Below are 12,802 nucleotides of genomic sequence, written 5' to 3' on the forward strand. Positions count from 1 at the left end.
GCATGACTTTCGACGTCTCCGTTATCGCATCCTACTGGCTGGTCCTCCTCAAGGGATTGGGATTGACCGTGGCCATCACAGGTGGGTGTGCGCTGCTGGGCAGCCTGCTCGGATTCGCGCTGAGCCTGATACGCATGTCGCCGTCGCGCGTAGTGAAGGCGATCACCACGCTCTATGTCGAGTTCTTTCGCGGCACGCCGCTGCTGATCCAGCTCTTCTGGGTGTTCTTCTGCTTCCCTGTGGTGTTCAACCTTCCGCTGCCTCCGTACCTGTCGGTGATCATCTCGCTGACCCTGTACATGACGGCGATCACCAGCGAGACGTTTCGCGGTGCGCTCAAGTCGATCTCGTCCGAGCAGCACGACGCGTGCATTGCGCTGAGCCTGTCGCCACGCGTGAAGATCGTTCACGTGATTTTTCCGCAGGCGCTACTGCGCGCGATTCCGCCGCTGCTGTCGAACATCATCAGTCTCTTCAAGGAAAGCGCACTGATCTCGTCGGTCGGTGTCGCCGACCTCATGTACGTCGGGCAGAGCATTTCGAACGCAACCGCCAAGCCGCTGGAATTTCTGACCACGGTGGGCGCCATCTATTTCATCGTGGCATTTCCGCTGACGCGGCTGGTCGGGGTGATCGAAACGCGCTTCCTCCGACGCTTCGCCTACTGACCGCGGCTGCCTGTTTCGCACGACCTGTATTACGGACAAGACATGAATTCCGACTCGCTTCAGAACCTCACCCGGTCGGCCAGCGCAGGCGATGCCGCGCGGCAGGCCGTCGTCGTTGGCGGCGGCATCGTTGGTACGTGCTGCGCGCTCTATCTGCAGCGCGAAGGTTTTTCCGTCACGCTCGTCGATCCCGCCGCGCCGGGCGACAGCACGGCCAAGTGGAGTTGCGGGCAGATCTCGGTCGGCGAAGTCATTCCGCTGTCCAAGCCCGGCATTCTGATGAAAGTGCCCGGCTGGCTGATGGACCAGAACGGTCCGCTGGCCATGCGGCCCGGCGCGCTTCCGGGCATCATCCCGTGGCTGCTGCGCTTCATGGCTTGTGCGCGCCAATCGCGCATCGCCACGATCGCGGGCTCGATGGCGACGCTGACGAATCACGTGTTCGCGGACTACGCGACGCTGCTCGACGCCTGCGACGAAAAGGACCTGATTCGCCAGCGGCCGGTGATGCAGGTGTTCGACGGGCCGCAGGGCGTGGAGCACGAGCGGCCGCTCAACGTGTTGCGACGGTCGCTGGGGTTCGACTCGCAGGTCCTCACCGCTGCGGAAATCGGTGACCTCGAGCCGGCGCTCGCCGGACGTTTCTCGTACGGCATCCTGCTGCCACAGTGGCGCTTCGTGAGCGATACAGAGGGATTTATCGCCGCATTGACCGACAGTTTCGTGAAGCAGGGCGGACACCGGATTTGCGGCAACGTGACGACGATCAATGAAGACCGCGGGCAAGCAACCGGTGTCACGTTGACCAATGGTGAGCGGATTGCCGCCGCCCACTTGGTCGTCGCGGCAGGTGCAGGTGCCCGGCGGTTTTTCGCGCCGCTGGGTATCGACGTGCCGCTCGAAGGCGTGGCGGGATATCAGGTGTTATTGCCCGATCCCGGCGTCGAGTTCCGGAACTCTGTCATCTACGGCGACGGCGGCTTCTGCTTTACGCCGATGCGTCGGGGCCTGCAGATCGGCGGCACAATCGAATTCGCGCGCCGCGGCGCGTCACCCAATTTCAGGCGGGCCGAGATCATTCTCGAGAAGGCCTGTCGTGTCTTGCCACAACTGAACGTGCAGACGTACGAGTTCGGTGTCGGCTATCGACCGTTCCTGCCTGATACGAAACCCATCATCGATCGGTCGAAGCGGCTGCCCAATGTCCTGATGGCGATCGGCCACGGGCAACTGGGGCTGACGCTCGGTGCGACGACGGGGCGGCTGATCGCCGAGATGGCGACGGGGCGTACGTCGAGTACCGACCTGTCGCCTTTCAGTGCGTATCGTTTTTGATTCACGATGTTCAATACCCGGCGCGCTGGGGCCCATGAAAATTCAATCCGCATGGCGGATCCACTCAGGAAGGTGAGGTAATCATGCGCTGGAAAAAGACCCTGCAACTCGTGGGCGTGCACTGCGAGGGCGAGATCGGGAAGGTGATCACCGGAGGCGTGGTGAACATTCCCGGCGAAACTATGCTCGACAAGATGAACTACCTCAACGAGGTCGACGACAGCCTGCGCAAGCTCGTCGTCCTCGAGCCGCGCGGTTGTCTGCAGATGTCCGTGAACCTGCTGCTTCCGCCGACGCGAGCGGAAGCGCATGCCGGCTTCATCGTGCTGCAGGCCGACAAGGCGCATCCGATGTCGGGCAGCAACGCGATCTGCGTCGTGACGACGCTGCTGGAAATGGGCATCGTGCCGATGCAGGAACCCGAGACGACCGTCGTGCTCGATACGCCGGCAGGGCTCGTGACGGCGCGCGCCACCTGTCGGGACGGACGTTGCGTGGCCGTGTCGCTCGATATGGTGCCGGCCTTCGTCGAGCATCTCGATCTGCCGATCGACGCCGGGGAACTCGGCACGGTGAAGGTCGATATCGCGTTCGGCGGCGTCTACTACGCGCTGGTCGACGTCGATCAGTTGCACACGACGATCGCGCCGGAGAACGCGCGCCAGCTCGCCGATCTTGGCGTGAAGCTGCGCAGCATCATCAACGATCAGGTGCGCATCCAGCATCCACTGTATCCGGAGATCAACCGGATCGCATACGTGATGTTCCGCAATCGCGTGAACGACGCGGAGTATCAGACCTGCACGACGCTGCCGCCGGGCCGGATTGACCGCTCGCCGTGCGGAACCGGCAGCTCGGCGAACCTGGCCACGCTCGCTGCGCGCGGCAAGGTCGAGGTCGGCAGCCGGCTGAAGTCGCGCTCGACGATCGGCAGCGAATTCGACATTGAACTACTCGGCCACACGGAAGTGGGCGGCAAACCGGCGGTGCTGCCGCGCGTACGCGGACGCGCATGGATCTACGGCATCGAGCAGCTTGGCGTGGATCCCGACGATCCGCTGTCGGCCGGCTTCATGCTCAGCGATACCTGGGGCGAGGGCTTCCCCGGGAAGTAAGGGTCCGGTCGGGGCGTCGCGGGAAGCGGCGCTCCGAAAAGCGGTCGGCCAGAACCGGCCGAAATCACTTAACTTAGTCGTGCGAAAAACAGAGGATAGTATGATAACCGGAAAGACCGGCGTCTTCTTCATGGTGGCAGATCCGATCGAACAGGTGCGTACGCCGGAAATCTTCAACCAGATTTTTCCGATGTGCGGCGTCGACGCGGTGATGGTGCCGTTGCAAGTTGCGCCCCAGCATCTGGAAGCGACCGTGCGCGCGCTCTTTCAATCGACGACGACGCGCGGCATGGTGCTGTCGATCCCGCATAAGACGGCTGCCGCCGCGATCGTGGACAGGATCTCGACGGGCGCGCAGACGGCCAACGCCGTCAACGCGATTCGCCGCAACGACGACGGCTCGCTCGAAGGCGAGCTGTTCGACGGCCTCGGCTTCGTCAAGTCGATGGACCGTTACGCGATGCCGTATCGCGGCAAGTCCGCCTTCCTGGTGGGCGCCGGGGGGGCGGCGAGCGCGATCGCCGCCGCGCTCGCGGAAGGCAAGGTGTCGCGCATCGGCATCTACGATCCCGATACCGCGAAGGCGGAGCAACTCGCGAAATCGATCGAAGGGCACTACAACCTGCAGGCCGAGGTCAAGGGCGACAACGATCCGGCCGGCTTCGACATCGTGATCAATGCGTCGCCGCTAGGCCTGAAGACCAGCGATCCGCTGCCGGTGCCGACCGAGCGTCTGGATCCGTCCGCGCAGGTCTGCGACATCCTGATGAAGAACCAGCCGACACCGCTGCTGAAGGCGGCGATGGGGCAAGGCAAGACCGTATTGCCGGGGTTCGACATGCTGATTCTCCAGTCGCCGCTGTTCCTCGACTTCTTCGGCGTGCCTGATGCAGCCAACGCGTTGCGGGAAGACGACTCGATCGCACGCGACATGCTGTTTCCGGTGGAACTCCGCAGCCTCGTCAAGCGCGCGGCCTGACGTAACCGGCCCGGCGCATTGCGCCGTCGCCGCCTTCCTGTCGTTCATCCATTGAAGTCGTCGAGGTAGAAGCAGCGGCACACATGGAACTGGCCCCGCATATCGAAGCGACATGCGGGGCCAGCGTCGTTTTTGCCCGGGCGTGTGCGTCGGCGCGTTACGCCTGGCTCGGTTTGTCCCACAGATTCAGCGACTGGCCGATCCCATTGGCCAACGCATTCTTGTACAGCTCGTAGCCCCAGCTGATGTCAAACACCGCCATCCCGCACGCGATGAAGATGACGCGGTCCTTGTCGTGCTCGCGTCCCGGCTTCACGCCGTTGACCACGTCGCCGAGACCGGTGGAATCCTTCAGCACGGGCAGCTTGCCGGCATCGATCAGCCGATAGAACGGGCCGCCGATCACGCCGCTGTAATACGCGTCCTTGTTGCCGGAAGCGATCGCATCTTCGACATAGGCTTCCTGAAGCGGCGTGTGGTCGAACACGATCTTCGCGCTGGTGAGGAATGATTCGTCGGTGTTGAACGGGCCGGAAATCAGCAGCGTTGCGCCTTCGTCGATCCATTCGTCCTTGAAATACAGCGGCTTCAGGCGCGATGCGGCCACCGTGATCACGTCGGCGCCGCGGAAGCCCTGTTCCGCCTCGTCGACGCCGACCGCCTCGATGTCGTACGTGTCGCTGACCCAGCGCGCGAACTCGTTCGCCTTGTCGAGGAACACGTCGAAGCAGACCACCTTCTTCACGTCCTTGAGCTGCGTGATGATCGCCGTGAAGCAGGCTTTGTTGATCGGCCCGCAGCCGATCACGGAAACGGTCCTGGCGTGCTTGTTCGCGAGATGCTTTGCCGCCACGCCCGGTACCGCGCCGGTGCGGGCCGCACTCAGCAGGTTCGCGGACATCATCGCGAGCGGGGCTCCCGTGTCCTTGTCGTTCAGCATCATCGTGAGGATCGAGCGCGGCAGGCCTTTCTCGACGTTCGCGTGATTCGAGCCGTACCACTTGTTGCCACACACGTCGAAGCGTCCGCCGAGATAACCGGGCATCGCGGCGAAGCGGCGGTCCGGGCCGGCCACCGGCATGTTAGGGAACGGCGTTTCCTTCGGAAACACGATGTTCATGCCGTGGTTGTTGTGGTTGGCGCCGCCCATCAGGTAATCGCCCTTGCCGAGCAGGCTGAAGGTTTCTTCGCAGACGGTGACGCAGCGCGCGGCGTCCAGTACGCCGGCGGCGATGGTGTCGGGTTCGGACAGGTACACAAAGTCGATCTTCGGATACATGGTGGTGACCTTTTCAGAAAGGATGGCGATGACAGACGAACTATTGAACGATGAAGCAGGAGACTAGAACCGCAGAAGCGGCGCGATGTCGTAGAGGCGGCAGCCGGGGCTGCGCGCATTGGCGCGCATCAGGAAGTTGAGCTTCTCGATGCGCTCGCCCGAGCGCGGCGCGCCGTTCTTCTGGAACGGGACTTCGAGCCCGACGGAAAAATCCATCACGACGTCGTCCACCACGCCACCGGAGCGGCCGGACGGTACGGCGATCATTCCGTGCGCCTCGGCAAAGCGATAGGCATCCAGCGCCTCGGTGATAGTGCCGACCTGATTGGGCTTGAGGACGAAACCGTCGACCGCGTGCGTGTCGTGCGCTTTGCGTAGCAGTTCGAGGTTCGTCACCGTGAGATCGTCGCCGAGCACGATCGTCCGCCCGAGTTCCCGCACGGCCTTGCTATAGCCGATCCAGTCGTTTTCATCGAGGAGATCTTCGATGAAAACGAAATTGAATCTTTCGGTCAGGTATTTCGCATATGCGATCAGCTCGTCGGCCGACACGTGTTCCCCTTTGAGGAGATAGCGGCCCGTTTGCTTGTCGTACATTTCGCTCGATGCACAATCCAGTGCGAATGCGATGCGGCCGGTATAGCCGCAAGCGTCGATGGCAATCTGCATCAGCGTGAGGATCAGCTCCGGATCCTCCGACGGTGCGGCATAGCCATATGAACTGGCGACTTGTGGCTTGTGTCCGAGATACGAAGTCAGGACATCGCCCAGTTTCTGGAACACGGCTACCGCCATTTCGATCGAGAAATCGATGCTGTCGGTTCCGTAGGGAACGATGAGGAATTCGTTGAACGCCTGAGCGAAGCCGTCGTAACGTCCACCGTTGATGACATTGAAGCATGGCACGGGAACCGTCCACAGCGCTCTGCCGGCAATGTGCTCGTAGAGTGGGATCGCGCGGGACGCAGCCGCCGCGCGAAACGCCGCGATCGAAACCGAGTAAATCGTATTGCCGCCGAGGCGATGCTTGTCCGGCGTGCCGTCGAGCGCGATCATCTTCTCGTCGATCGCGCGCTGGTCGAACACGTTCATGCCGATCAATGCGGGGCCAATGACGTTCTCAGCGTAGTCGACCGCCTTGTGGACGCTGAGTCCCTTGTACGTGGACGGATCGCCGTCGCGAAGCACGAACGATTCGTGCATGCCGACCGACGTCCCGGTGGGCGCTGCGCCACGTCCGATCGCGCCGCTTTCGGTGCGGATCTCGACTTCGACGGCCGGCCGGCATTTGCAGTCGATGATTTGCTGCGCGTGAACGGAGGAGATGTTGTCGGTCATCATTGGACCTCCGTCGCTGCCGGGACGTACAGAATGTTCAGGTCGCACAGGTTGGTGCCGGTGTTCCCCGTGAAGATCGCGGAGTCGATCGCTGCAAGCGCTTCGTAGCAGCTATGCTCGCGCAACGCCTGATACAGGCTCACACCTTTCGCGGCGGCCGCCTTGAGGCTCGTCGAATCCGTGATGCCGCCCGCGACGTTCGCCGTTCCGTCCGTCCCTTCGCTGTCGATCGACAACAGGCATGCGCCGCGGGTCTTTTCCGCAGTGATGGCAAAGCTCACCGACATTTCCTGGCCCGGGCCGCCATGCCCTTTGATCACGCTGCTGTCGTTGATCAGCGTCGTGACTTCGCCGGAGCTGAGCAGCACGCACGGCGGCTTGATCGGTCTGCCGTAGGTCTGGATCTCGCGCGCGATCGACGCGAGGAACGTGCCGGCATCGCGGCTTTCTCCTTCGAGGAACGACGTGACGATCATTGCCGGGATGCCCAGCTCCTCGCAGATTTCCTTCGCGTAAATGCACGAGTCGGGCAGCGTGTTGAGCAGAAAGTAGGTGTTCTCCGGAAAGGCCTTGGGCGTCTCCGCTTCCGGGCCAGCGTGCATCAGGTAATCGACGACGCTGGCAGGCAGACGGTCCGCGACGTTGCGATTGACGATGGTTGCGCGCGCATCGTCGAGCGTCGTCATGTCGGGGCCGATCGGCGTGCTCTTGTAAGCAGCATACGGCACGGCGATATCGTCCGTCGCCGGGGAACCGACCGCATCGCTGATACCGAAGCCGATCAGCTCGGCACCCACGGCCTGAATGCGCTTGGCCAGCATGCCGCCGTTGAGTGCAGAAATGTGCCGGCGCACCGCGTTGATTTCGTAGATGCCCGCGCCGGACTTGAGCAGTACGTCGGTCGTGTCGATCTCGTCCTGCAGCGTGATGCCGTCGATCGGGCACGACATGAGTGCGGAGCTGCCGCCGCTGATCACCGCGATGAACAGATCGTCGGGCCCAGCCTGATCGACCAGTTCGATGATCTTTCGCGACGCTCGATGGCCTTCCTCGTTCGGCAGCGGATGACCGCCGACGAACACTTCGGTTTTATTGAAGCGATCCGATTTCTCGTGAATCTTTACGATCGCGATGCCATACGTGAGCCGGTCTCCGAGCACGTGATCGATGGCCATCGCCATGTGGTTGCAGGCCTTACCCGCGCCGACCAGATACACGTTGCGCTTTTTCGACAAATCCCAGGAGCGTGTGCCGATATGCAGCATGTCGCCGTCGACGCGCATGATGCTTCGAATGCGCTCGTAGCCGTCGAGACGCTGCAGCGTGCGATCGGCAATGTCCAGAACGATGCGCCGGGATTCGACGGCGCCGTGAGAGAGAAGCTCTGCGGAATTTCGTATTTTCTTCATACGGGGATCGGTGAAGGGTTGCCGTCTCGCCGAACGCATGCAGCGACGACGTAAGGGCAATTTAGGCAAACACCCTGCACAGATACATGTACACTTGGATGTACTGGCGGATCGCTGTACAGGCTCCGCGGCCTACACGCATCTCTCTCGTTACGAGTCGTTCTCATGAAGCCCGTTCTTTCTCTGGATGCAGGTTCCGAGATGTCGCTCACCATGCAGATCGTGGTGGGCATCATTCAGGAGGTCGACGAAAAACGCTGGCGGCCGGGTGCGCGCGTACCGAGCATCCGCACGTTCGCTGGCGCGCATGGCGTGTCGACCTTTACCGTGGTGGAGGCCTACGATCGCCTCGTTGCGCAAGGCGTTCTGGTGGCGCGTCGCGGGTCCGGCTTCTACGTGTCGGAACGGCGCCTGGGTGCGCCGCGGAAAGCGGCGGAGAAGCTTGACGAGAAAGTCACGAACGGATGGCTGGTACGCAATTTTCTCGGCGCGACCGAAGGGGCCATTCACGCCGGCGCAGGCTGGCTTCCCGAAACGTGGTTCGACAGCGAAGGGATCGCACGATCGCTGCGACAACTCGCGGCGCACCCCGAGCACCTGCTCGGCTACGGACACGCACGGGGCTTCGACCGGCTTCGCGAACAGATCGTGCGTCAACTGGCCGAATACGAAATCGAAACCGACGTCGGCGGCATCATGACGACGCTGGGCGCAAACCAGGCGCTCGATCTCGTGATTCGTCAATTCACGCAGCCCGGCGACGTCGTGATGGTCGACGAACCATGCTACAGCGACCTGCTGGTCGCCCTGCGGATGCGCGACGTCGAAACCATCGGGATTCCGATGACGCCGACCGGGCCGGATGTCGCAGCGATGGAGGCTGCGCTCGAATCGCGTCACCCGAAGCTCTACTTCACGAACAGCCAGCTGCACAATCCGACGGGGGCGAGCTACAGCTCCTCGGCGGCCTACAAGGTCCTCAAGATCGCGGAGCGCCACGATTGCCTGATCGTCGAGGACGACGTGTCGGCCGATCTCGTCCAGGGCGCGCATTTCACGCTCGCGTCGATGGATCAACTGCGCAACGTGATCTATGTCGGCAGCTTTTCGAAGACCATCGGCGCGGGGTTGCGCGTCGGATTCGTCGTTGCCGATCACGATGTCATCGAAGCGCTCCTTTACCAGAAGCTGGTGTCTGGCATGTCGACGCCGACCGTCACCGAGCGCCTCGTCAGCGCGGTGTTGTCAGAAGGGCACTACCGGAAGCAGACGGAGCAATTGCGGGACCGACTGGCCGCCGCGCAGGAGAAGACGTGCCGACGGCTGGAGGCGAACGGCATGGATGTGTTCTGCGAGCCGCGTTCCGGCATGTTCGTCTGGGCGAAGGCGGTCGGTGGAGATTCGGATTCATCCCGGCTGGCGGAGTTGGCGTTACAGCAGAACATCTTGCTCGCGCCTGGACACCTGTTCTTTGCCGGCCGCGTCAAGACGGGCTGGCTGAGGTTCAACGTCGCGCACTGCAACTACGACCGGCTATTCAACTTCCTCGCGAATTCCATCGGCCGCTGACGGGGCGCCAGCGGCGCTTCCCAAGTGTGCAGTTTCCATCGCCTGTACAGGTATCACGGCCTGTACATGTCGTGCGTTATTTCAGCGCGTGAGCATGTGCTGAAGAAACGTCGATGCAGGTCGGGAGAAACACATGGAGAGAGCCTACGCATGAGTGATGACCTTTCGCGGTTCGCGATCAATCAAATCACGACACCCAGATGGACTCTGCCTGAAGCACTCGATGGCTACAAGCGTCAGGGAATCGGCGGAATTGGGGTCTGGCGTCAGTTTCTTGAGGCGTACGGAGTCGCGCAAACGCGCAAGCATCTGCGACAACTGGAGATGTGGGTGCCGTCGCTGTGTACGAGCGAGTGGCTCAACGTGAGCGTCGAACAGAGCATGGCCGCGGCGATCGAAACGAATCGGCGCCTGCTCGATGCGGCCGCGGAAATCGGCGCGGCATGCCTGATGATGGTGGTTGGTGGGATGCCACCGGACAGCAAAGATATACAAGGTCAACGGTCCCGCGTGCGCGATGCACTGTTTACGTTGTTGCCGCATGCGCGCGAAGTCGGCGTCAAGCTTGGCCTCGAGCCTCTGCATCCGATGTATGCCGGCGACCGCAGCGTACTGAATTCGATAAAACTCGCCAACGATCTCTGTGACGAACTCGGTGAGGGCGTCGGGCTCGTGCCCGACGTTTACCACTGTTGGTGGGATCCGGCCTTCGAAGCCGAACTTCGCCGCGCGGGACCACAACGGATCATTACCTTTCACTATTGCGACTGGCTCGTGCCGACACGAAACCTGCGCGATCGCGGCATGGTTGGCGATGGCGTCATCGATATTGCACGAATCAAGGGATGGCTGGACGACATCGGCTATGCGGGACCGTTCGAGCTGGAAGTTTTCTCCGAGCTGGACTGGTGGGAGCGTCCACCGGATGAGACGGTTCGTGTCGCGATCGAACGCTGCGGACAATATGTCGGCACGGCTTCAACCAAACGAGTCTGAGCGCTGTTCATTTGGTTTAAAGGGTCGCAATGAACCGCTTATCCATCGGAAAAAGCGTGTGTGACGACGAGCGTGCGGAAAGTACGGGCGCGCTCTTCGGTACACGTACGGAAAAGGTACAAGATCAGGTGACACAAGACTCGTCTTCAGTTACTAATCCCGATCCCGCAGATCTCGCTGTTTCGATTCGGCACCTTGGCGCGACCGGTAGCACGGGCCTCGACGCGTTGTATCGCAAGGTAACCGTGCGTTTGCTGACGCTGTTCTTTCTGTGCTTTTTCGCGGCCTATCTCGACCGTGTCAACATTGGGCTGGCCAAGCTTCAGATGCTTGATGCGCGCGGTTTCAGCGACCGCATTTATGGTCTCGGTGCAGGACTTTTCTTTGTCGGATACATCGTATTCGAGATACCGAGCAATCTCGTGCTTGAAAAAGTGGGTGCCAAGGTCTGGATCGCACGCGTCATGATTACATGGGGCGGTCTGTCTGCTGCGACACTGCTCGTCAGAACTCCATTGCAGTTTTACATCGTACGCTTTCTTCTCGGGGCCGCAGAGGCCGGCTTCGTACCGGGCGTACTGTTGTATCTGTCGCAATGGTTTCCGTACGAGCGGCGTGCAAGAATTGTTGCGTTGTTCATGATCGCCATGCCCATCTCAAGCCTTGTTGGTAACCCGCTGTCCGGCTGGCTGATGAACGCGATGGATGGGGTGCGAGGCTTCGGCGGTTGGCAGTGGTTGTTTCTGCTCGAAGCGCTGCCATCGGTTGCGCTTGGTGCTTTCGTGCTCGTCTGGCTGCCGAATAGCATTGAGCAGACATCTTGGCTTACGATCGATGAAAAGCGTGTCCTGCTCGGCAGCGTCGACAGCCATGCGCATGTCGAGAAGATATCATCGCTCACGCATGTGTTCATCGACCGGCGCCTATGGATTCTGGGTCTCATCGACGCCTGCATCATGGTCGGCGTGTATGCGACGAGTTTCTGGCTACCGTCGATCTTGCACGAATCGGGAGTGAGCGATCCGCTCAAGATCGGACTCTGGATGGTGCTACCAAACGCGGCTGCGGTGTTCAGTATGCTGTGGTGCGGTCGCAGTTCAGATCGCGCACGCGAACGTCGCTGGCATATGGCTGTTCCATGTCTGGTCGCGGGTTGCGGGTTGTTCGTCGCGGCATTCACGCCGCATGCCACGCTCTCGACCGTCGTACTGTTCACCCTTATCAACGCAGGAGCGGCGGCGACCATACCGGTCATCTGGACGTTGCCACCTACGTTCCTTCAAGGGACCGGCGCTGCTGCCGGCATCGCCATGATCACGTCGCTCGCGAATTTGGGGGGCTTTATTGGTACCTATATCTTGGGGTGGCTGCACGACGAATTCCATTCGCAGCGAGTAGGGCTGCTCGGATTTGGTGTGTGCATGCTGATTGGATGCGCATTGGCGCTCGCCTACCCGAAGACCAATGGTGCGACGGGGGATTCATGAGACGCTGGCTGGTGGCATTGTTCAAATACCGCTCGAAGTATGCGCTTGAGCCCTGTTTCTACACGTCGGTGATGTCGGCAACGCCGCTTGGTTTCGCGATAAGCGCCCACTACGACGCACGCTCAAAAAGTACGGCGCTTCAAGATGATCGTTTCGTATGGCCTATTGGTGCGGATTCTAATAGCCGTTTGAGGAAAGAGATCCGTGATTGAGTCGGTGTGGCGAACGATCAACCAGAACACACGGTGACGACTGCATATTAAGCCTGATTGTTCATCCATCGACGAAATCCTTGGCGTCGGCCCGCTTACTACCACGGCGGCGGTGGCCACTGTAGTTAATCCAAAATTATGGTGAACGGTTAATCCTTTTAGGATCAGCAAAAAGGACAACAACAATTTGTGCAGGCTCTTGACTCACGGAGCATGCTGCATGCTGGAAAGTGCCGAGGACCTAAGTTCTTGGGGCGAGCAGCAAAAGAAGAAAACAGGCAGCGAACGTGGTAGTGATCTCATGGGCGAACAAACTGGCACGAGTCACCTTCTGGAGCAGCCCCCTGAAACACCGGACATAGCCTCTCACTTAAACTAGCGGGTAGGCATAAGACTGTGTTTTTGACTAACACCA

Annotated in this window: 11 protein-coding genes; 8 read left to right on the top strand and 3 right to left on the bottom strand. The window is 61.0% G+C overall.

Annotated features, from left to right (window positions below):
* Positions 1–2 precede the first annotated feature (2 nt).
* The 4 genes from BDO18943_RS04250 (at position 3) to BDO18943_RS04265 (ending at position 4,097) form a co-directional block, all read left to right on the top strand.
* The gene (locus BDO18943_RS04250) at positions 3–668 is read left to right on the top strand and encodes an amino acid ABC transporter permease (RefSeq protein ID WP_175021368.1); all 666 of its coding nucleotides are present in this window, start codon (positions 3–5) and stop codon (positions 666–668) included.
* 42 nt (positions 669–710) lie between these two features.
* Positions 711–2,003 carry an NAD(P)/FAD-dependent oxidoreductase gene (locus BDO18943_RS04255; protein WP_175021369.1) on the top strand — a complete coding sequence of 431 codons (1,293 nt, stop codon included), beginning with the start codon at positions 711–713 and terminating at the stop codon, positions 2,001–2,003.
* An 83-nt stretch (positions 2,004–2,086) separates the two neighbouring features.
* Entirely contained in the window at positions 2,087–3,118 is a 1,032-nt protein-coding gene (locus tag BDO18943_RS04260; protein WP_175021370.1) for a proline racemase family protein, read from the top strand.
* Between the two features lie 100 nt (positions 3,119–3,218).
* Positions 3,219–4,097, top strand: a complete 879-nt coding sequence (locus BDO18943_RS04265) for a shikimate dehydrogenase family protein (protein WP_175021371.1) — start codon at positions 3,219–3,221, stop codon at positions 4,095–4,097.
* Positions 4,098–4,254: 157 nt separating this feature from the next.
* Here the strand turns inward: BDO18943_RS04265 and BDO18943_RS04270 are convergent, their stop codons facing one another.
* The 3 genes from BDO18943_RS04270 to BDO18943_RS04280 all read right to left on the bottom strand — a co-directional run bounded on the left by BDO18943_RS04270 (position 4,255) and on the right by BDO18943_RS04280 (position 8,123).
* On the bottom strand, positions 4,255–5,376 hold the full coding sequence (locus BDO18943_RS04270) for a tyramine oxidase subunit B (protein WP_175021372.1): 1,122 nt from the start codon (positions 5,374–5,376) through the stop codon (positions 4,255–4,257).
* A 63-nt stretch (positions 5,377–5,439) separates the two neighbouring features.
* Complete coding sequence (eno, locus tag BDO18943_RS04275) at positions 5,440–6,714, bottom strand: phosphopyruvate hydratase (protein ID WP_175021373.1); 1,275 nt, start codon at positions 6,712–6,714, stop codon at positions 5,440–5,442.
* Entirely contained in the window at positions 6,714–8,123 is a 1,410-nt protein-coding gene (locus BDO18943_RS04280; RefSeq protein ID WP_175021374.1) for a glycerate kinase type-2 family protein, read from the bottom strand. Before BDO18943_RS04280 ends, eno begins: the two co-directional genes overlap by 1 nt.
* Positions 8,124–8,288: 165 nt before the next feature.
* On the opposite strand from BDO18943_RS04280, the gene BDO18943_RS04285 reads away from it, so the two are divergent.
* The 4 genes from BDO18943_RS04285 (at position 8,289) to BDO18943_RS04300 (ending at position 12,387) form a co-directional block, all read left to right on the top strand.
* Positions 8,289–9,692, top strand: a complete 1,404-nt coding sequence (locus BDO18943_RS04285; protein ID WP_175021375.1) for an aminotransferase-like domain-containing protein — start codon at positions 8,289–8,291, stop codon at positions 9,690–9,692.
* 150 nt (positions 9,693–9,842) lie between these two features.
* On the top strand, positions 9,843–10,688 hold the full coding sequence (locus BDO18943_RS04290) for a sugar phosphate isomerase/epimerase family protein (RefSeq protein WP_175021376.1): 846 nt from the start codon (positions 9,843–9,845) through the stop codon (positions 10,686–10,688).
* Positions 10,689–10,717: 29 nt separating this feature from the next.
* Positions 10,718–12,175 (top strand): MFS transporter, encoded by a 1,458-nt coding sequence (locus BDO18943_RS04295; RefSeq protein WP_175021377.1) that lies wholly within the window; start codon positions 10,718–10,720, stop codon positions 12,173–12,175.
* On the top strand, positions 12,172–12,387 hold the full coding sequence (locus tag BDO18943_RS04300) for a hypothetical protein (RefSeq protein ID WP_175021378.1): 216 nt from the start codon (positions 12,172–12,174) through the stop codon (positions 12,385–12,387). Before BDO18943_RS04295 ends, BDO18943_RS04300 begins: the two co-directional genes overlap by 4 nt.
* Positions 12,388–12,802 lie beyond the last annotated feature (415 nt).

This window comes from Burkholderia aenigmatica (genome assembly GCF_902499175.1).
Taxonomy (GTDB): domain Bacteria; phylum Pseudomonadota; class Gammaproteobacteria; order Burkholderiales; family Burkholderiaceae; genus Burkholderia; species Burkholderia aenigmatica.

Coding starts and splice junctions, on each gene's coding strand:
- BDO18943_RS04250 (WP_175021368.1), top strand. CDS start 3: ATGACTTTCGACGTCTCCGTTATCGCATCCTACTGGCTGGTCCTCCTC.
- BDO18943_RS04255 (WP_175021369.1), top strand. CDS start 711: ATGAATTCCGACTCGCTTCAGAACCTCACCCGGTCGGCCAGCGCAGGC.
- BDO18943_RS04260 (WP_175021370.1), top strand. CDS start 2,087: ATGCGCTGGAAAAAGACCCTGCAACTCGTGGGCGTGCACTGCGAGGGC.
- BDO18943_RS04265 (WP_175021371.1), top strand. CDS start 3,219: ATGATAACCGGAAAGACCGGCGTCTTCTTCATGGTGGCAGATCCGATC.
- BDO18943_RS04270 (WP_175021372.1), bottom strand. CDS start 5,376: ATGTATCCGAAGATCGACTTTGTGTACCTGTCCGAACCCGACACCATC.
- eno (WP_175021373.1), bottom strand. CDS start 6,714: ATGACCGACAACATCTCCTCCGTTCACGCGCAGCAAATCATCGACTGC.
- BDO18943_RS04280 (WP_175021374.1), bottom strand. CDS start 8,123: ATGAAGAAAATACGAAATTCCGCAGAGCTTCTCTCTCACGGCGCCGTC.
- BDO18943_RS04285 (WP_175021375.1), top strand. CDS start 8,289: ATGAAGCCCGTTCTTTCTCTGGATGCAGGTTCCGAGATGTCGCTCACC.
- BDO18943_RS04290 (WP_175021376.1), top strand. CDS start 9,843: ATGAGTGATGACCTTTCGCGGTTCGCGATCAATCAAATCACGACACCC.
- BDO18943_RS04295 (WP_175021377.1), top strand. CDS start 10,718: ATGAACCGCTTATCCATCGGAAAAAGCGTGTGTGACGACGAGCGTGCG.
- BDO18943_RS04300 (WP_175021378.1), top strand. CDS start 12,172: ATGAGACGCTGGCTGGTGGCATTGTTCAAATACCGCTCGAAGTATGCG.